We start from the raw sequence: 17100 nt of genomic DNA on the forward strand, positions 1-17100 counted from the left end.
CCTGCGGTTTGATGAATGTGTAGGAAATTGCCCTGAATTGCCGCAAAACTGCCTCACTTCCCTGTAGGGGTAGCCTTGTGCAGGTTACCGCGCTGGCTTTGAGACCCCCAAAGAGATTGACCCCGCTTTTCACCCAAGCCATGCTGCCCTCTCCCCTCCCCCACCGCACGATAGACCATGCTCACCTGGCTGACCCGCGACTCGCTTACCTTCCCGCCCCTGGAAAAGGCGCTGCACGACCCCAACGGCCTACTGGCCGCCGGCGGCGACCTGAGCCCCGAGCGCCTGGTGCAGGCGTATCGCCATGGCTGCTTCCCGTGGTACCAGGACGGCCAACCGATCCTGTGGTGGTCACCCGACCCGCGCACGGTGTTGTTGCCTGACCAGTTGCATGTGTCACGCTCGCTGGCCAAGCTGATGCGCCAAGGCCGCTACCAGGTCAGCTTCGACACCGACTTCCCGGCGGTGATCGCCGCCTGCGCCGCGCCTCGCGACTACGCTGACGGCACCTGGATCACCGACACCATGCGCAACGCCTACTGCGAGCTGCACCGCCGCGGCATCGCCCATTCGGTCGAAGTTCGCCAGGACGGCGAACTGGTCGGGGGCCTGTACGGCCTCGCCATGGGCCAGCTGTTCTTTGGCGAATCGATGTTCAGCCGCGCCGACAACGCCTCCAAGGTCGGCTTCGTGACCTTGGTCAACCACCTGCGAGACGCCGGCTTCGTGCTTATCGACTGCCAGATGCCGACCAACCACCTGCACAGCCTGGGCGCCCACGCCATCAGCCGTGCCGAGTTCGCCAGCTACCTGGCACGCCACCTTGACCAACCCAACAGTGCTTCATGGGTTGCCTAGGCGAGTTCCCGTAGCTGGCTTACACTTAAAACAAAGTCTCACCGAAGGGGTTGATCATGACAGAGTTGGCGCGGTTGAAGTTCTATGCCACTCAGCCCCACTCCTGCAGCTACCTGCCGGAGGAGCAGGCGACCACGCTGTTCCTCGACCCCAGCCAGCCGATGGACGTGCACGTGTACGCCGATTTGTCGGAAATGGGCTTTCGCCGCAGTGGCGACCACCTGTACCGCCCACACTGCCAGAACTGCAACGCCTGCGTGCCGGCGCGCATCCCGGCGGCGCGCTTCATTCCCAACCGCCAGCAGCGTCGCATACTCAAACGTAACGCCGACCTGACCGTAACCGCAGCGCGCCCGGCGTTCAAGGAAGAGTACTTCGAGCTGTACCGGCGCTATATCGAAACCCGCCACGCCGATGGCGACATGTACCCGCCCAGCCGCGATCAGTTTTCCACCTTCCTGGTACGCGACCTGCCGTTCTGCTGGTTCTACGAGTTTCGCCTGGAAGGCCGGTTGATGGCGGTGGCAGTGTGCGACCTGCTGCCCAATGGCCTGTCGGCGGTGTACACCTTCTACGAGCCGGACGAGGAGCGCCGCAGCCTTGGCCGTTTCGCCATTCTCTGGCAGATCACCGAAGCGCTGCGCCAGAACCTGGAGGCGGTTTACCTGGGCTACTGGATCAAGAACTGCAAGAAGATGAACTACAAGACGCAGTACCGACCTATCGAGCTGCTGATAAACCAGCGCTGGGTCACCCTCAACTGAAAGCATTGGCTTGACACGCAGTTTTCCGGCATAATCCACGCCACTTTTTTGCCCGGTGCGGATATGCGTCGGGCTAACATTGGATCCGAGGGCTCAACTGCATGTCGAAAGAAGACAGCTTCGAAATGGAAGGTACTGTCGTCGACACCCTGCCCAACACCATGTTCCGCGTGGAGTTGGAAAACGGGCACGTCGTAACCGCGCACATCTCCGGAAAGATGCGCAAGAACTACATCCGCATTCTCACTGGCGACAAGGTCCGCGTCGAGCTGACGCCGTACGACCTGAGCAAGGGCCGCATCACCTACCGTGCGCGCTAAGCTCAAGCCATGAAAAAGCCCGGCCAGGTGCCGGGCTTTTTTGTGCCTCAAGAAACTGCAAGGGGCTGCAAGGCAGCCCCTGCACATCACGCGACCTCAGCCGTGGTTTCGAAGTCGAACACCAGTTCGCCATCGCGCAGGTCGACATGCACCACGCCACCATGCTCGGCCAGCTCGCCAAACAGGATCTCCTCGGCCAGCGGCCGCTTGATCTTGTCCTGGATCAGCCGCGCCATTGGCCGCGCGCCCATCTGCACGTCATAGCCCGAAACCGCCAGCCAACCGCGTGCTTCATCGCTGACTTCCAGCAGCACACGCTTGTCTTCCAGCTGCGCCTGCAATTCGATAAGGAACTTGTCGACGATGCTTTTGATCGTCTCCGTGCTCAGGCGGCCAAACTGGATGATGGTATCCAGACGGTTGCGGAACTCTGGCGTGAAGCTCTTGCGGATCACTTCCATGGCATCGGACGCGTGGTCCTGATGAGTAAAGCCGATCGACGCCCGCGCCGCAGTTTCTGCACCGGCGTTGGTGGTCATGATCAGGATCACGTTACGGAAGTCGGCCTTGCGCCCGTTGTTGTCGGTCAGGGTACCGTGGTCCATCACCTGCAGCAGCAGATTGAAGACTTCCGGGTGGGCCTTCTCGATTTCGTCGAGCAACAATACGCAGTGCGGCTGCTTGGTGATCGCCTCGGTCAACAAGCCACCCTGGTCGAAACCGACATAACCCGGCGGCGCACCAATCAAACGCGAGACGGTGTGGCGCTCCATGTACTCAGACATGTCGAAACGCACCAACTCCACACCCAGCGCCTTGGCCAATTGCCGCGCCGCTTCGGTCTTGCCGACGCCGGTAGGGCCGGCGAACAGGAACGAACCAACCGGCTTGTCTGGCGACTTGAGGCCGGCACGGGACAACTTGATCGCGGTGGCCAGCGAGTCGATTGCCTGGTCCTGGCCAAACACGGTCAGTTTCAGGTCGCGCTCAAGGTTGCGCAGCAGCTCCTTGTCGGAACTGGTGACGTGCTTCGGCGGAATTCGCGCAATCTTGGCGACGATATCCTCCACTTGCGGCACATCAATGCGTTTGACGCGACTGGCCTCTGGCTGCAGGCGCTGGTAGGCGCCTGCCTCGTCGATCACATCGATGGCCTTGTCAGGCATGTGCCGGTCATTGATGTAGCGCGAAGCCAGTTCGGCGGCGGCGCGCAGGGCTTCGTCGCTGTACTCGATGTTGTGGTGGCTTTCGAAACGCCCTTTCAGGCCGCGCAGAATGCCCACGGTATCTTCGACCGATGGCTCGCTGACATCCACCTTCTGGAAGCGACGCGCCAGCGCACGATCCTTCTCGAAGATGCCGCGAAACTCCTGGAACGTGGTCGAACCGATGCAGCGGATTTCACCCGACGACAGCAGCGGCTTGAGCAGGTTGGAGGCATCCATCACCCCGCCCGACGCCGCACCGGCGCCGATGATGGTGTGAATTTCGTCGATGAACAGGATGGCCTGCGGACGCTTGCGCAGCTCACCGAGCAGCGCCTTGAAGCGCTTCTCGAAGTCACCACGGTATTTGGTACCAGCCAGCAAGGCGCCCAGGTCGAGGGAGTACACCACGCTCTGCGCCAGCAGGTCAGGCACCTGACCATCGACGATGCGCTTGGCCAAGCCTTCGGCGATGGCCGTCTTGCCCACGCCTGCCTCACCCACCAACAGCGGGTTGTTCTTGCGCCGACGGGCCAGGATTTGCGCCACGCGCTCCACTTCCTGCTCGCGACCTACCAACGGATCGATACGGCCGGCACGGGCCAGCTCGTTCAGGTTGCTGGCGTAGGCGTCCAGCGGGTTGCTCGAAGAGGAGGTTTCACCGCCCTCTTCGTCCTGCATGTCCTGGTCGCTTTCAGATTGCGCACCATGCCCTGGCACCTTGGAGATGCCATGGGCGATGTAGTTGACCACGTCGATACGGGCCACGCTCTGCTGCTTGAGCAGGAACACGGCCTGGCTTTCCTGTTCGCTGAAGATCGCCACCAGCACGTTGGCGCCGGTCACTTCGCGCTTGCCAGAGCTTTGCACGTGGAACACGGCACGCTGCAGCACGCGCTGGAAGCCCAGGGTCGGCTGGGTTTCACGGTCTTCGTCGTTGACAGGGATCAACGGCGTGGTGGAGTCGATGAACTCTTGCAGGTCATGCTTGAGCTTGTCGAGATTGGCGCCACAGGCGCGCAGAACGGTCGCGGCAGCCTCATTGTCAAGGAGTGCCAGCAGCAGATGCTCGACGGTCATGAACTCATGACGCTTCGAACGGGCCTCCTTGAAGGCAAGATTGAGGGTGACTTCGAGCTCGCGGTTTAACATAGCTTCACCTCATACCCAAGTGGTCGGCGATTAACCGTCCTTCTCGATTTCACAGAGTAGCGGATGCTGGCTTTCCCTGGCGTATTGGTTGACCTGCATAGCCTTTGTTTCGGCGATGTCACGGGTAAACAATCCGCACACTGCCCGCCCCTCGGTATGGACGGTCAGCATGATCTTGGTCGCCAGCTCGCGGTTCAGACTGAAGAACGTCTCGAGCACTTCGACGACGAAATCCATTGGCGTGTAGTCATCGTTGAACAAAACCACCTTGTACATCGGTGGCGCCTGCAGGATCGGCTTGGCTTCCTGAACTGCAAGACCTGAGCCGTCGTCCTCATTCGATTGCGGGCGATCCTGATTGAATGTTAGTCGAATCTCACTAGGTGCATGCATGGAAAGAATTTCATCATGAGCGTCAGGTTAAGGTTTCGGGTTGACTGCACAGGCCACCGCCAGCGCAGGCGCCGCGTGACCTTGACTATCGGCAAAACGGTGTTACAACCAATAAGAACCCACCGTGGTCGATAAAGATCCGCGCAGTCAACCAGATTTTTCGCAAGGTTCGTATGCGGATGAAGTGGATGATACTCCAGTGATGGAGTCCTTTGCAGAGGGACATAGGGATGGCAAGCGGTAAAGTCAAGTGGTTCAACAATGCCAAGGGCTATGGATTCATCAATGAGGAAGGTAAATCCGATGACCTGTTCGCCCATTATTCCGCCATCCGAATGGACGGATACAAGACCCTGAAGGCTGGCCAGGCCGTGATATTCGACATCGTCCAGGGCCCCAAAGGCTTGCACGCCGTCGAAATCAAAGATGCCGCAGCCGCTGCGGCAGAGGCTGCCAGAACCCTGGGCGAGCCGCAAAGCGAAACTGCAAAAGCCTGACTGCCTGCGCTGTGCCGATAGACGAAAAACCGGCCGCCTCTTTACAGGAGGCGGCCGGTTTTCTGTTGCCTTACATGTGTTTGATCATTTCATCGCCAAAGCCTGAGCTGCTTACCAGCTTGGCGCCCTCCATCAACCGCTCGAAATCGTAGGTCACGGTCTTGGCCGCAATGGCGCCATTGGTGCCCTTGATGATCAGGTCGGCGGCCTCGGTCCACCCCATGTGGCGCAGCATCATCTCTGCCGAGAGGATCACCGAGCCCGGGTTGACCTTGTCCTGCCCGGCATACTTGGGTGCCGTGCCGTGAGTGGCCTCGAACATGGCCACGGTGTCGGACAGGTTGGCGCCCGGGGCAATGCCGATACCACCCACTTCCGCCGCCAGGGCATCGGACAGGTAGTCACCGTTGAGGTTGAGGGTGGCGATCACGTCGTACTCGGCCGGGCGTAGCAGGATCTGCTGCAGCATGGCGTCGGCGATGGCGTCCTTGACGATGACCTCGCGACCGGTCTTGGGGTTCTTGAACTTCATCCAAGGGCCGCCATCGAGCAGTTCAGCGCCGAACTCGTCACGCGCCACCTCGTACCCCCAGTCCTTGAAGGCACCCTCGGTGAACTTCATGATGTTGCCCTTGTGCACCAGGGTCAGTGATTCGCGGTCGTTATCCACCACGTATTGCAGGGCCTTGCGCACCAGACGTTTGGTACCCTCCTTCGACACCGGCTTGACGCCGATACCGCAGTCCTGGTCGAAGCGGATCTTGGTGACCCCCATTTCCTCCTTGAGAAACTTGATCACCTTGTTCGCCTCAGGCGACCCGGCCTTCCACTCGATGCCGGCATAGATGTCTTCGGAGTTCTCGCGGAAGATCACCATGTCGACGTCGCCAGGCTTTTTCACCGGGCTCGGTACACCCTGGAACCACAGCACCGGCCGCAGGCACACATACAGGTCCAGTTGCTGGCGCAGGGCCACGTTGAGCGAGCGGATGCCGCCACCGACCGGGGTGGTCAGCGGGCCTTTGATCGATACCACGTAATCACGCACGGCATCGAGGGTTTCCTGCGGCAGCCAGGTATCCTGGTCATACACCTGGGTGGCTTTCTCGCCAGCGTACACCTCCATCCAGGCAATCTTGCGCGTGCCGCCGTAGGCCTTCTCCACGGCGGCATCGACCACCTTGATCATGACCGGCGAAACATCGACGCCGATCCCGTCGCCTTCGATATAAGGAATGATCGGATGATCAGGCACGTTGAGCGAATGATCTGCATTGACGGTGATCTTGCTGCCGTCGGTCGGAACCTTGATTTTCTGGTATCCCATGCTTGCACTACTCCGCTATCGGGTGTGGTTTGGACATCGTGCGATCCACTGAGCCTAAACCACATCTGCCGACCTGCAAGGCATGCGACAACCCGCCGCATTGCCGCTTAGTCTTTGGTCTTATAAATGGGCCGATATCACTTGGCCTTGCTGATTAGCCCAAATGGTTTGGTATACTCCGCCGCGACCGAAGGGTCATCGGGGCGAATCCCAGGAAAATGCGGACCGCCCTAGGCCATGAATGGCCATAAAGCCTGGGTTGTTACCGCAGCTCAGCACTTGACGCTCGACTGATGCATCCACCATCACCGCTCGCAGCCTCTCGACTTTCCGCTCATGGTGCTACCAGGGCGATGCGCCTACCCTGCGCACCACGAGACTCGAGCACGCTCAGCACACAGAGAGTTAACCCGCATGCCCACCCGTTCCAAGATCATCTATACCTTCACCGACGAAGCCCCCGCCCTCGCCACTTACTCGCTGCTGCCGATCATCGAAGCGTTCACCGCTTCGGCTGACATCGCTGTCGAAACTCGCGACATTTCCCTGGCTGGCCGTATCCTTGCCGCCTTCCCGGAGCAACTGGGCGCAGAGAAGCAAGTAGGCGATCACCTGGCGGAACTGGGCCAGCTGGCTACCACCCCTGAAGCCAACATCATCAAGCTGCCGAACATCAGCGCCTCGGTACCGCAGCTCAAAGCCGCGATCAAGGAACTGCAAGGCAAGGGCTTCAACATCCCTGACTACGCCGACGAGCCGGCCACCGCGGAAGAAAAAGAATCCCGCGCCCGCTACGACCGCATCAAGGGCTCCGCCGTGAACCCGGTGCTGCGCGAAGGCAACTCCGACCGCCGCGCGCCGCTGTCGGTCAAGAACTACGCCCGCAAGCACCCACACAAGATGGGCGCCTGGGCCGCTGACTCCAAGTCGCACGTTGCCCACATGACCCAGGGCGACTTCTACGGCAGCGAAAAAGCCGCACTGATCGAAGCTGACGACAGCCTGCGCATCGAGCTGGTCGGCAAAGACGGCAGCACCACCGTGCTGAAAGAAAAGACCGCCGTCAAAGCCGCCGAAGTCATCGACTGCGCCACCATGAGCCGCAAGGCCCTGAAAGCCTTCATCGCCGAGCAGATCGCCGATGCCAAGGCCGCCGGCGTGCTGCTGTCGGTGCACCTGAAAGCCACCATGATGAAGGTCTCCGACCCGATCATGTTCGGCGTCATCGTCGAAGAATTCTACAACGACGTGCTGACCAAGCACGCCGCTGCCCTGGCCGAAGTAGGCTTCAACGCCAACAACGGTATCGGCGACCTGTACGCCCGCATCAAGGACCTGCCAGCCGACAAGCAGGCCGAGATCGAAGCCGACATCCAGGCCCTGTACGCAGAGCGCCCGGCCCTGGCCATGGTCAACTCCGACAAAGGCATCACCAACCTGCACGTGCCGAGCGACGTGATCGTCGACGCCTCGATGCCGGCCATGATCCGTGACTCGGGCAAGATGTGGAACGGCGCAGGCGAACTGCAAGACGCCAAGGCCGTGATCCCGGACCGCTGCTACGCCGGCATCTACCAGGCCACCATCGAAGACTGCAAGGTCAACGGTGCCTTCGACCCGACCACCATGGGCAGCGTGCCGAACGTTGGCCTGATGGCGCAGAAAGCCGAAGAGTATGGCTCCCACGACAAGACCTTCCAGATCAAGGCTGACGGCGTGGTTCGCGTAGTCGATGGCAAGGGCAACGTCGTGCTGGAGCAGAACGTCGAAGCCGGTGACATCTTCCGCATGTGCCAGACCAAGGACGCGCCGATCCAGGACTGGGTCAAGCTGGCCGTCAACCGTGCCCGCCTGAGCAACACCCCGGCGGTGTTCTGGCTGGACCCGGCTCGCGCCCACGACGGCGTCATGATCGAGAAGGTGCAGAAGTACCTGAAAGATCACGACACCACCGGCCTGGACATCCGCATCCTGGCACCGGTCGACGCCATCAAGTTCTCCCTGGCCCGCATCCGCGAAGGCAAGGACACCATCTCGGTGACCGGCAACGTGCTGCGCGACTACCTGACCGACCTGTTCCCGATCATGGAACTGGGCACCAGCGCCAAGATGCTGTCGATCGTGCCGCTGATGAACGGCGGTGGCCTGTTCGAAACCGGCGCCGGCGGTTCGGCTCCGAAGCACGTGCAGCAGCTGGTTGAAGAGAACTTCCTGCGTTGGGACTCGCTGGGTGAATTCCTGGCCCTGGCCGCTTCCCTGGAGCACCTGGGCAACACCTACGACAACCCGCGCGCCAAGGTTCTGGCCAACACCCTGGACCAGGCTACCGGCAAGTTCCTCGACACCAACAAGTCGCCGTCGCGCAAAGTCGGCGGTATCGACAACCGCGGTAGCCACTTCTACCTGACCCTGTACTGGGCCGAGGCCTTGGCCGCTCAGACGGACGACGCTGCCCTGCAGGCACGCTTCGCACCACTGGCAAAAACCCTGGCCGAGAACGAAGCGACCATCGTCGCCGAGCTCAACGCCGTTCAGGGCAAGCCAGCCGATATCGGCGGCTACTACGCCCCGGATGCCGAGCTGACCGCCAAGGTGATGCGCCCAAGCCAGACCCTGAACAGCGCCATCGCCGCCCTGTAAGGTTCGCTTGAAGTAACAGCACAAACCCCGGCCACGCACCGGGGTTTGTGCTTTCTGGGAAATGGGGCCGCTCTGCGGCCCTTCGCGGGCAAGCCCGCTCCCACAGGAGAGGTGCAGTTTGTGAGACCTGCGCTGTACCTTGTGGGAGCGGGCTTGCCCGCGAAGGGCTGCAAAGCAGCCCCAGCCATCCAAAAGGACAGCGCAAATGACTTGGCAACCCCACATCACCGTCGCCACCCTCGTCGAACACGAAGGCAGGTTCCTCTTCGTCGAAGAATTCAAAGCCGGCCAGCACGTTTTCAACCAGCCCGCCGGGCACCTCGAGCCAAATGAAACCCTGCCCCAGGCCGCCCTGCGCGAAACCCTGGAAGAAACCGCCTGGGAAGTCGAGCTGACCGGCGTGGTCGGCATCTACCTGTACACCGCCCCCAGCAACGGCGTGACCTACCAGCGCGTCTGCTTCGCCGCCCGCCCCGTGCGCCATCACGCCGACCTGGCACTGGACAGCGATATCGTCCGCGCCGTGTGGCTGACCCGCGACGAACTGCTGGCCGACCCCACTCGCTGGCGCAGCGAGCTGGTGCCGCGCTGCCTGGATGACTACCTCAAAGGCCCGCTGCACAGCCTCGACCTGCTACGCGACTGACGCGGCGCCGCGGGTTTGATAGAATCGGCGTTTTTCCCCCTTGATACACACCGGTACCCATGACCAGCCCAGCACTTAAAGACCCCGCCAAGACCCGCGTCATCGTCGGCATGTCCGGCGGCGTGGACTCTTCCGTCTCAGCCCTTCTGCTCATCGAGCAGGGCTACCAGGTGGAAGGGCTGTTCATGAAGAACTGGGAAGAGGACGACGGCACCGAATACTGCACCGCCCGTGAAGACCTGGCCGACGCCCAGGCCGTGTGCGACCGTATCGGCATCAAGCTGCACACCGCCAACTTCGCCGCCGAATACTGGGACAACGTGTTCGAGCACTTCCTTGAGGAATACAAGGCCGGCCGCACACCCAACCCCGACATCCTCTGCAACCGCGAAATCAAGTTCAAGGCGTTTCTCGACTACGCCCTGTCGCTGGGTGCCGACCTGATCGCCACCGGCCACTATGTGCGCCGCCGCGATACTGGCGCGCTCACCGAACTGCTCAAGGGCCTGGACCCGAACAAGGACCAGAGCTACTTCCTGCACGCCGTCGGCGGCCAGGAAATCGCCCGCACACTGTTCCCGGTCGGCGAACTGGAAAAGCCCGAAGTACGCGCCATCGCCGAAAAGCACGGCCTGGCCACCGCCAAGAAGAAAGATTCCACCGGCATCTGCTTCATTGGCGAGCGCCGCTTCAGCGACTTCCTCAAGCAGTACCTGCCGGCCCAGCCAGGCGACATTGAAACCACCGAAGGTGAAGTGATCGGCCGCCACCATGGCCTGATGTACCACACCATCGGCCAGCGCCAGGGCCTGGGCATTGGCGGCCTGAAGGATGCCAGTGACGAGCCGTGGTACGTGCTGCACAAGGACCTGGCCCGCAACGTGCTGGTGGTCGGCCAGGGCAACGAGCACCCTTGGCTGTTCTCCCGCGCCCTGCTGGCCTCGGAAATTTTCTGGGTCAACCCGGTCGACCTCGGCAGCCCACGGCAGTTGACTGCCAAGGTGCGCTACCGCCAGAGCGACCAGCGATGCACCCTGGAACGCACCGCCAGCGGCTACCGCGCCGTGTTCGACGAGCCTCAGCGCGCCGTGACGCCGGGCCAGTCGGTGGTGTTCTATGACGGCGAAGTGTGCCTGGGCGGCGGCGTGATCGAGGCTGCCGAGCCGTGGAGCCCGCGCGCATGAGCAACCTGCAGGAGCAGCTGATCGCGTTGGGTGGTGTGTTCCAGGCCGCCGTGCTTGTCGACCGCATCGCCCGCACCGGCCAGGCCAGTGAAGCCAATATCGGCTGCATGCTGGGCAGCCTGCTGGTGCGCGACCCCAAGGATACCCTGGAGGTGTTCGGCGGTGACGACCTGAACCTGCGCGACGGCTACCGAGCGCTGATCGGCGCCCTCGAGCGCGACCCCAACAGCCTGCAACGCGAGCCGCTGCGCTACGCCCTGTCGATGCTGGGCCTGGAGCGCCAGCTGAACAAGCGTGGCGACCTGCTGGACACCATCGGCAACCGCCTGCCGCAAATCCAGTCGCAGGCCGAGCATTTCGGCCTGGTTCACGAAAACGTCATCGCTTCCAGTGGAGCCTTGTACCAGGACACCCTGAGCACCTTGCGCCAGCGCATCCAGGTGCACGGCGACATGCGCTTCCTGCAGCAGCCCAACAATGCCTCGAAGATCCGCGCCCTGCTGCTGGCCGGCATCCGCGCCGCGCGACTGTGGCGGCAGCTGGGCGGGCACCGTTGGCAGCTGGTGTTCAGCCGGCGCAAGTTGCTGAACGAACTGTACGACATGATGCGCAGCCCCAACTGACGGGCTGGGCAGCCCTTTGTGGGAGCGGGCGTGCCCGCGAAGCAGGCGACGCGGTGTATGGCACCGGCTACGCCGGTGTTCGCGGGCATGCCCGCTCCCACAGGGTCTGCCACCAGATCCAAATTGGGCCGACCTTTGGTCAGCCACCCGACCCAGGCGCATTTTTCATGTATGATATGCGCCCTTCCAAAAGCCTGACTGTCCGAGAACACCCCATGCAGCTTTCTTCGCTCACTGCGGTTTCCCCTGTAGACGGCCGTTATGCCGGCAAAACCCAGGCCTTGCGCCCCATTTTCAGCGAATTCGGCCTGATCCGTTTCCGCGCCCTGGTCGAAGTGCGCTGGCTGCAGCGCCTGGCCGCCCACCCGCAAATCGGCGAAGTGCCGGCGTTCTCCGCCGAAGCCAACGCCCTGCTGGACAGCCTGGCCACCGATTTCAAGCTGGAGCACGCCGAGCGCGTCAAGGAAATCGAGCGCACCACCAACCACGACGTCAAGGCCATTGAATACCTCCTCAAGGAGCAGGCCGCCAAGCTGCCTGAGCTGGCCAAGGTCAGCGAGTTCATCCACTTCGCCTGCACCAGCGAGGACATCAACAACCTGTCCCACGCCCTGATGCTGCGCGCTGGCCGTGACGAAGTGCTGCTGCCGCTGATGCGCCAGGTCGCCGACGCCATCCGCGCCCTGGCCCACGCCCACGCCGAAGTGCCAATGCTGTCGCGCACCCACGGCCAGCCGGCTTCGCCGACCACCCTGGGTAAAGAGCTGGCCAACGTCGTGTATCGCCTGGAGCGCCAGATCGCCCAGGTTGCCGCCGTGCCGCTGCTGGGCAAGATCAACGGCGCCGTGGGCAACTACAACGCCCACCTGTCGGCCTACTCGCAGATCGACTGGGAAGAGAACGCCCGCGCCTTCATCGAAGACGAGCTGGGCCTGCAGTTCAACCCGTACACCACCCAGATCGAGCCGCACGACTACATCGCCGAGCTGTTCGACGCCATCGCCCGCTTCAACACCATCCTGATCGACTTCGACCGTGATGTGTGGGGCTACATTTCGCTGGGTTACTTCAAGCAGAAGACCGTCGCCGGCGAAATCGGCTCGTCGACCATGCCGCACAAGGTCAACCCGATCGACTTCGAAAACTCCGAAGGCAACCTGGGTATCGCCAACGCGCTGTTCCAGCATCTGGCCAGCAAGCTGCCGATCTCGCGCTGGCAGCGTGACCTGACCGACTCCACCGTGCTGCGCAACCTGGGCGTGGGCTTTGCCCACAGCGTCATCGCCTTCGAGGCCAGCCTGAAAGGCATCGGCAAGCTGGAAGTCAACGAAGCTCGCATCGCCGCCGACCTGGACGCCTGCTGGGAAGTGCTGGCCGAGCCGATCCAGACCGTGATGCGCCGCTTCAACATCGAAAACCCCTACGAGAAGCTCAAAGAGCTGACCCGTGGCAAGGGCATCACCCCAGAAGCGCTGCTGACCTTCATCGACGGCCTGGACATGCCAGCCGAAGCCAAGGCCGAGCTCAAGCAGCTGACCCCCGCTACCTACATCGGTAACGCGGCAGCCCAGGCCAAACGCATCTAAGCTGAGCGTCGCGTACAACGCCCGGCCTGGCCGGGCGTTTTTATTCCCGTACGAAAATTACGTTTTTTCAATAGGTTGAACATGAATCCTGATACTCCACTGCAGCTGCTCGGCGGCATCTCGGCCCGCGAATTCATGCGCGACTACTGGCAGAAGAAGCCGCTGCTGGTACGCCAGGCCTTCCCGGACTTCATCAGCCCGATCGACCCCGACGAGCTCGCCGGCCTGGCCCTGGAAGACGAAGTCGAGTCGCGTATCGTGCTGGAGCACGGCGCACACCCGTGGGAGCTGCGCCGCGGCCCGTTCAACGAAGACACCTTCGCCGAACTGCCGGAAAAAGACTGGACCCTGCTAGTACAGGCCGTTGACCAGTTCGTTCCGGAAGTGGCCGAACTGCTGGAAAACTTCCGCTTCCTGCCCAGCTGGCGTATCGATGACGTGATGATCAGCTTCGCCGCCCCGGGTGGCAGCGTCGGCCCGCACTTCGACAACTACGATGTGTTCCTGCTGCAAGGCCACGGCCAGCGCAACTGGAAGATCGGCCAGATGTGCAGCAGTGACAGCCCGCTGCTGGAGCACGCCGACCTGCGTATCCTGGCCGAGTTCGAGCAGAGTGGCGAGTGGACCCTGGAGCCCGGCGACATGCTCTACCTGCCACCGCGCCTGGCCCACTACGGCGTGGCCGTGGATGACTGCCTGACCTACTCGGTCGGCTTCCGCGCACCGAGCGCTGCCGAAGTGCTGACCCACTTCACCGACTTCCTCGGCCAGTTCCTGCCCGACGAAGAGCGCTACAGCGACGCCGACGCCCAGCCGGTCAGCGACCCGCACCAGATCCAGCACGATGCCCTCGACCGCCTCAAGGCGCTGCTCGACAAGCACATGGGCGACAAGGACCTGCTGCTGACCTGGTTCGGCCAGTTCATGACCGAGCCGCGCTACCCCGAGCAGATCGTTGGCGAAGAGCTGAGCGAGGAAGAGCTGATCAATGCCCTTGAGCAAGGCGCCATCCTGATCCGCAACCCCAGCGCACGCCTGGCTTGGTCCGAGTTCGAAGACGACCTGCTGCTGTTCGCCAGCGGCCGTAGTTGCCCACTGCCTGGCAAACTGCGAGAGCTGCTGAAGCTGGTATGTGCGGCCGACGCCCTGCACATCGATAACCTGGCCGAGTGGCTGCAGGATGAGGATGGCCTGATGCTGGTACAGCAGCTGGTCAAGCAAGGGAGCCTGGGATTCGCCAATGAATAAGATCAGCGTTCGCCTCGCCGATTGGCACAAAGACAACGCCGACATCCGCCGTATCCGTGAAGCCGTGTTCGTCGCCGAGCAGCACATTCCACCAGAGCTGGAGTTCGATTCGGAAGACCAGGACGCCCTGCACTTCCTGGCCCTGGAAGGCGACTATCCGATCGGTACTGCGCGCCTGCTGGCCGACGGCACCATCGGGCGCATCTCGGTGCTCAAGGACTGGCGTGGCCTGAAGGTGGGCGATGCGTTGGTCAATGCGGTCATCGTCGAAGCGCAGAACCGCGATTTGAAACAGCAGATGCTCAGCGCCCAGGTGCACGCCACGCCGTTCTATGAGCGGCTGGGCTTTCGCGTAGTCAGCGAGGAATTCCTCGAAGCTGGCATCCCGCATGTCGACATGGTGCGCGACTCGCGCGCCTGATCCATCACCTGCACTGGCCGCTTCGCGGGTAAACCCGCTCCTACAAGCACCGCGCTTCCCTGTAGGAGCGGGTTTACCCGCGAAGAGGCCGGCTCAGGCGATATACATCCCCGCTGACAAAAAACCTGTACATCCATCCAGATAAAACTTGCCTCTGCGCCCCCGCTTGCGCATCCTATGGCCCACCACCCCGATGAAGCGTCCCCGGCCATGCGCCTGTTTCTCTGCGAAAAACCCTCCCAGGCAAAAGACATCGCCAAAGTGCTCGGCGCCAACCGCAAAGGCGACGGCTGCTGGCAAGGCACCGACATCTGCGTCACCTGGTGCATCGGCCACCTGCTGGAAACCGCCCCGCCCGACAGCTACGACGAACGTTACAAGCGCTGGAACCTGGCCGACCTGCCGATCATTCCAGACAAGTGGAAGATGCTGGTAAAGCCCAAGACTGCCAGCCAGTTCAAGGCGGTCAAGCGCCTGCTCGGTGAAGCGCGGGAGCTGGTGATTGCCACCGACGCCGACCGCGAAGGCGAAATGATTGCCCGCGAGCTGGTCGAGCATTGCCGCTACCGAGGCCCGGTGCAGCGCCTGTGGCTGTCGGCACTGGACGACGCCTCCATCCGCAAGGCCCTGGCACGCCTGCTGCCAGGCCACGAGACGTTCAACCTGTACCACTCGGCGTTGGGCCGCTCGCGCGCCGACTGGCTGATCGGCATGAACATGAGCCGGCTGTTCACCCTGCTGGGCCGCCAATCCGGCTACCAGGGTGTGCTGCCGGTAGGCCGCGTGCAAACGCCGACCTTGCGCCTGGTGGTCGACCGCGACCGCAGCATCGCCGACTTCGTGCCGGTGCCGTTCTGGGCCATCGACGTACAGCTGGAACACGCCGGCCAACGCTTCAATGCCCAATGGCGCGCCCCCGAAGACGCCTGCGATGACCAAAGCCGCTGCCTGAAGCAAAGCCAGGCACAGCAGGCCGCCACCGACATCGGCCATGCCGGCACTGCCCGAGCGGTAAAGGTAGCGACCGAGCGTGTGCGCGAAGCAGCACCGCTGCCCTTCGACCTTGGCACCCTGCAGGAGCTGTGCTCGAAAAAGTTCGGCCTCGGCGCCCAGGAAACCCTCGACATTGCCCAGGCACTGTACGAAACACACAAGCTGATCACCTACCCGCGCAGCGATTGCGGCTATTTGCCACAAAGCCAGCACGCCGAGGCATCCGCCATCCTCGCCGCCCTGCAACGGGCCGATGCCAGCCTGGCGCCGCTGCAGCCCTACCTGGAGCCGCAACGCCGCTCGCGGGGGTGGAACGACGCCAAAGTCAGCGCTCACCATGGCATCATCCCCACCGCCGCTGCCAGCGACCCCTCGCGCCTGCCGGCCAAGCACAAGGCCGTTTACACCCTGATCCGCGCCCGCTATCTGGCGCAGTTCCTGCCCAACCATGAATACGACCGCACCCAGGCCGACTTCGACTGCGCCGGTCATGCGCTGCGTGCTGTGGGCAAACAGATCGTCGAGCTAGGCTGGCGCCGCGCCTTGCCCGAGGCGCTGACCCCAGCCAAAGGCCGCGAGGCACCCCCGGCCCAGGTGTTGCCAGCGCTGCGCGAAGGCCAGGACTGCAACGTACACGGCCTGCAGCTGAAAGACCTGTGGACCCAGCCGCCCAAGCCGTTTACCGAAGGCGACCTGATCAAGGCGATGAAAAACGTGGCCAAGCTGGTGGATGACCCTCGGCTGAAGCAAAAGCTCAAGGAAACCACCGGCATCGGCACCGAAGCCACCCGCGCCAGCATTATCCAGGGTCTGCTCGACCGCGGTTACCTGGTAAAGAACGGCAAGGCGTTGTCGGCCACACCTGCGGCCTTCAGCCTGATCGACGCTGTTCCCCGCGCGATTGCCGACCCCGGTACCACGGCGATCTGGGAGCAGGCGCTGGACATGGTGCAAAGCGGCGAGATGACCTTGGACGAGTTCGTCGCCCGGCAGTCAGCGTGGATGGGCAAGCTGGTCGAGCGTTGCAGCGGCATGCGCATGACCATCAGCGGGCCAGCGACCGGGGCGGCCCCGCCCTGGAAAAAGAAACGTCGCGGTGGCGGGAAGAGCAAAGCGACTGGAAGCAAGGCAACCCCAAGCAAGCCACGACAGGCGCGAAAAAAGCGAGCCCCCCTGTAGGAGCGGGTTCACCCGCGAAGAGGCCAGCCCAGGCAACACATTAACCACAGGCAAACCACAAACC

At 62.5% G+C, this 17100-nt stretch carries 15 protein-coding genes; 12 read left to right on the forward strand and 3 right to left on the reverse strand.

All coding sequences use genetic code 11. The features are described 5' to 3' along the window. Positions 1-177: 177 nt before the first annotated feature. From aat to infA, 3 genes are all read left to right on the forward strand, one after another. Positions 178-858 carry a leucyl/phenylalanyl-tRNA--protein transferase gene (aat, locus tag N5D53_RS04330; protein WP_003251213.1) on the forward strand — a complete coding sequence of 227 codons (681 nt, stop codon included), beginning with the start codon at positions 178-180 and terminating at the stop codon, positions 856-858. A gap of 56 nt (positions 859-914) precedes the next feature. Continuing rightward, a complete protein-coding gene (locus N5D53_RS04335) occupies positions 915-1622 on the forward strand; it encodes an arginyltransferase (RefSeq protein WP_003251215.1) in 708 nt (235 codons plus the stop codon). A gap of 101 nt (positions 1623-1723) precedes the next feature. Then, the gene (infA, locus tag N5D53_RS04340) at positions 1724-1942 is read left to right on the forward strand and encodes a translation initiation factor IF-1 (protein WP_002553999.1); all 219 of its coding nucleotides are present in this window, start codon (positions 1724-1726) and stop codon (positions 1940-1942) included. 86 nt (positions 1943-2028) lie between these two features. Here infA and clpA read toward each other — a convergent pair whose 3' ends face one another. Together clpA and clpS are read right to left on the reverse strand one after the other, a co-directional pair. After that, entirely contained in the window at positions 2029-4299 is a 2271-nt protein-coding gene (gene clpA / locus N5D53_RS04345; protein ID WP_064491929.1) for an ATP-dependent Clp protease ATP-binding subunit ClpA, read from the reverse strand. 30 nt (positions 4300-4329) lie between these two features. After that, positions 4330-4692: an ATP-dependent Clp protease adapter ClpS gene (gene clpS, locus N5D53_RS04350; protein ID WP_003251220.1), complete on the reverse strand. Its 363-nt coding sequence runs from the start codon at positions 4690-4692 to the stop codon at positions 4330-4332. Between the two features lie 230 nt (positions 4693-4922). On the opposite strand from clpS, the gene cspD reads away from it, so the two are divergent. Further along, positions 4923-5189: a cold shock domain-containing protein CspD gene (cspD, locus tag N5D53_RS04355; RefSeq protein WP_014590372.1), complete on the forward strand. Its 267-nt coding sequence runs from the start codon at positions 4923-4925 to the stop codon at positions 5187-5189. Positions 5190-5259: 70 nt separating this feature from the next. On the opposite strand, the gene icd is transcribed toward cspD, so the two are convergent. Next, entirely contained in the window at positions 5260-6516 is a 1257-nt protein-coding gene (icd, locus tag N5D53_RS04360; protein WP_198747839.1) for an NADP-dependent isocitrate dehydrogenase, read from the reverse strand. Positions 6517-6930: 414 nt separating this feature from the next. Here icd and N5D53_RS04365 point away from each other — a divergent pair, with 414 nt between their 5' ends. The 8 genes from N5D53_RS04365 to N5D53_RS04400 all read left to right on the forward strand — a co-directional run bounded on the left by N5D53_RS04365 (position 6931) and on the right by N5D53_RS04400 (position 17036). Beyond that, positions 6931-9156, forward strand: coding sequence for an NADP-dependent isocitrate dehydrogenase (locus tag N5D53_RS04365; RefSeq protein WP_279840043.1), 2226 nt, complete (start codon positions 6931-6933; stop codon positions 9154-9156). Positions 9157-9361: 205 nt separating this feature from the next. After that, on the forward strand, positions 9362-9802 hold the full coding sequence (locus N5D53_RS04370) for an NUDIX hydrolase (protein ID WP_104961311.1): 441 nt from the start codon (positions 9362-9364) through the stop codon (positions 9800-9802). A 59-nt stretch (positions 9803-9861) separates the two neighbouring features. After that, positions 9862-10986, forward strand: a complete 1125-nt coding sequence (mnmA, locus tag N5D53_RS04375; RefSeq protein ID WP_010954817.1) for a tRNA 2-thiouridine(34) synthase MnmA — start codon at positions 9862-9864, stop codon at positions 10984-10986. Beyond that, on the forward strand, positions 10983-11609 hold the full coding sequence (gene hflD, locus N5D53_RS04380; RefSeq protein WP_010954818.1) for a high frequency lysogenization protein HflD: 627 nt from the start codon (positions 10983-10985) through the stop codon (positions 11607-11609). The genes mnmA and hflD overlap by 4 nt, the downstream gene beginning before the upstream one ends. 215 nt (positions 11610-11824) lie before the next feature. Continuing rightward, positions 11825-13195, forward strand: coding sequence for an adenylosuccinate lyase (gene purB / locus N5D53_RS04385; protein ID WP_010954819.1), 1371 nt, complete (start codon positions 11825-11827; stop codon positions 13193-13195). Between the two features lie 81 nt (positions 13196-13276). Next, positions 13277-14443, forward strand: coding sequence for a cupin domain-containing protein (locus N5D53_RS04390; RefSeq protein ID WP_014590368.1), 1167 nt, complete (start codon positions 13277-13279; stop codon positions 14441-14443). After that, the gene (locus N5D53_RS04395) at positions 14436-14864 is read left to right on the forward strand and encodes a GNAT family N-acetyltransferase (RefSeq protein WP_003251237.1); all 429 of its coding nucleotides are present in this window, start codon (positions 14436-14438) and stop codon (positions 14862-14864) included. Before N5D53_RS04390 ends, N5D53_RS04395 begins: the two co-directional genes overlap by 8 nt. 210 nt (positions 14865-15074) lie before the next feature. Beyond that, positions 15075-17036, forward strand: coding sequence for a DNA topoisomerase III (locus tag N5D53_RS04400; protein WP_190870187.1), 1962 nt, complete (start codon positions 15075-15077; stop codon positions 17034-17036). Positions 17037-17100 lie beyond the last annotated feature (64 nt).

The organism is Pseudomonas sp. GD03862, from assembly GCF_029840855.1.
In the GTDB taxonomy this organism is placed as follows: Bacteria; Pseudomonadota; Gammaproteobacteria; order Pseudomonadales; family Pseudomonadaceae; genus Aquipseudomonas; species Aquipseudomonas alloputida.

Coding starts and splice junctions, on each gene's coding strand:
- clpA (WP_064491929.1), bottom strand. CDS start 4,299: ATGTTAAACCGCGAGCTCGAAGTCACCCTCAATCTTGCCTTCAAGGAG.
- purB (WP_010954819.1), top strand. CDS start 11,825: ATGCAGCTTTCTTCGCTCACTGCGGTTTCCCCTGTAGACGGCCGTTAT.
- hflD (WP_010954818.1), top strand. CDS start 10,983: ATGAGCAACCTGCAGGAGCAGCTGATCGCGTTGGGTGGTGTGTTCCAG.
- icd (WP_198747839.1), bottom strand. CDS start 6,516: ATGGGATACCAGAAAATCAAGGTTCCGACCGACGGCAGCAAGATCACC.
- aat (WP_003251213.1), top strand. CDS start 178: ATGCTCACCTGGCTGACCCGCGACTCGCTTACCTTCCCGCCCCTGGAA.
- N5D53_RS04400 (WP_190870187.1), top strand. CDS start 15,075: ATGCGCCTGTTTCTCTGCGAAAAACCCTCCCAGGCAAAAGACATCGCC.
- N5D53_RS04335 (WP_003251215.1), top strand. CDS start 915: ATGACAGAGTTGGCGCGGTTGAAGTTCTATGCCACTCAGCCCCACTCC.
- mnmA (WP_010954817.1), top strand. CDS start 9,862: ATGACCAGCCCAGCACTTAAAGACCCCGCCAAGACCCGCGTCATCGTC.
- cspD (WP_014590372.1), top strand. CDS start 4,923: ATGGCAAGCGGTAAAGTCAAGTGGTTCAACAATGCCAAGGGCTATGGA.
- N5D53_RS04370 (WP_104961311.1), top strand. CDS start 9,362: ATGACTTGGCAACCCCACATCACCGTCGCCACCCTCGTCGAACACGAA.
- N5D53_RS04365 (WP_279840043.1), top strand. CDS start 6,931: ATGCCCACCCGTTCCAAGATCATCTATACCTTCACCGACGAAGCCCCC.
- N5D53_RS04395 (WP_003251237.1), top strand. CDS start 14,436: ATGAATAAGATCAGCGTTCGCCTCGCCGATTGGCACAAAGACAACGCC.
- clpS (WP_003251220.1), bottom strand. CDS start 4,692: ATGCATGCACCTAGTGAGATTCGACTAACATTCAATCAGGATCGCCCG.
- N5D53_RS04390 (WP_014590368.1), top strand. CDS start 13,277: ATGAATCCTGATACTCCACTGCAGCTGCTCGGCGGCATCTCGGCCCGC.
- infA (WP_002553999.1), top strand. CDS start 1,724: ATGTCGAAAGAAGACAGCTTCGAAATGGAAGGTACTGTCGTCGACACC.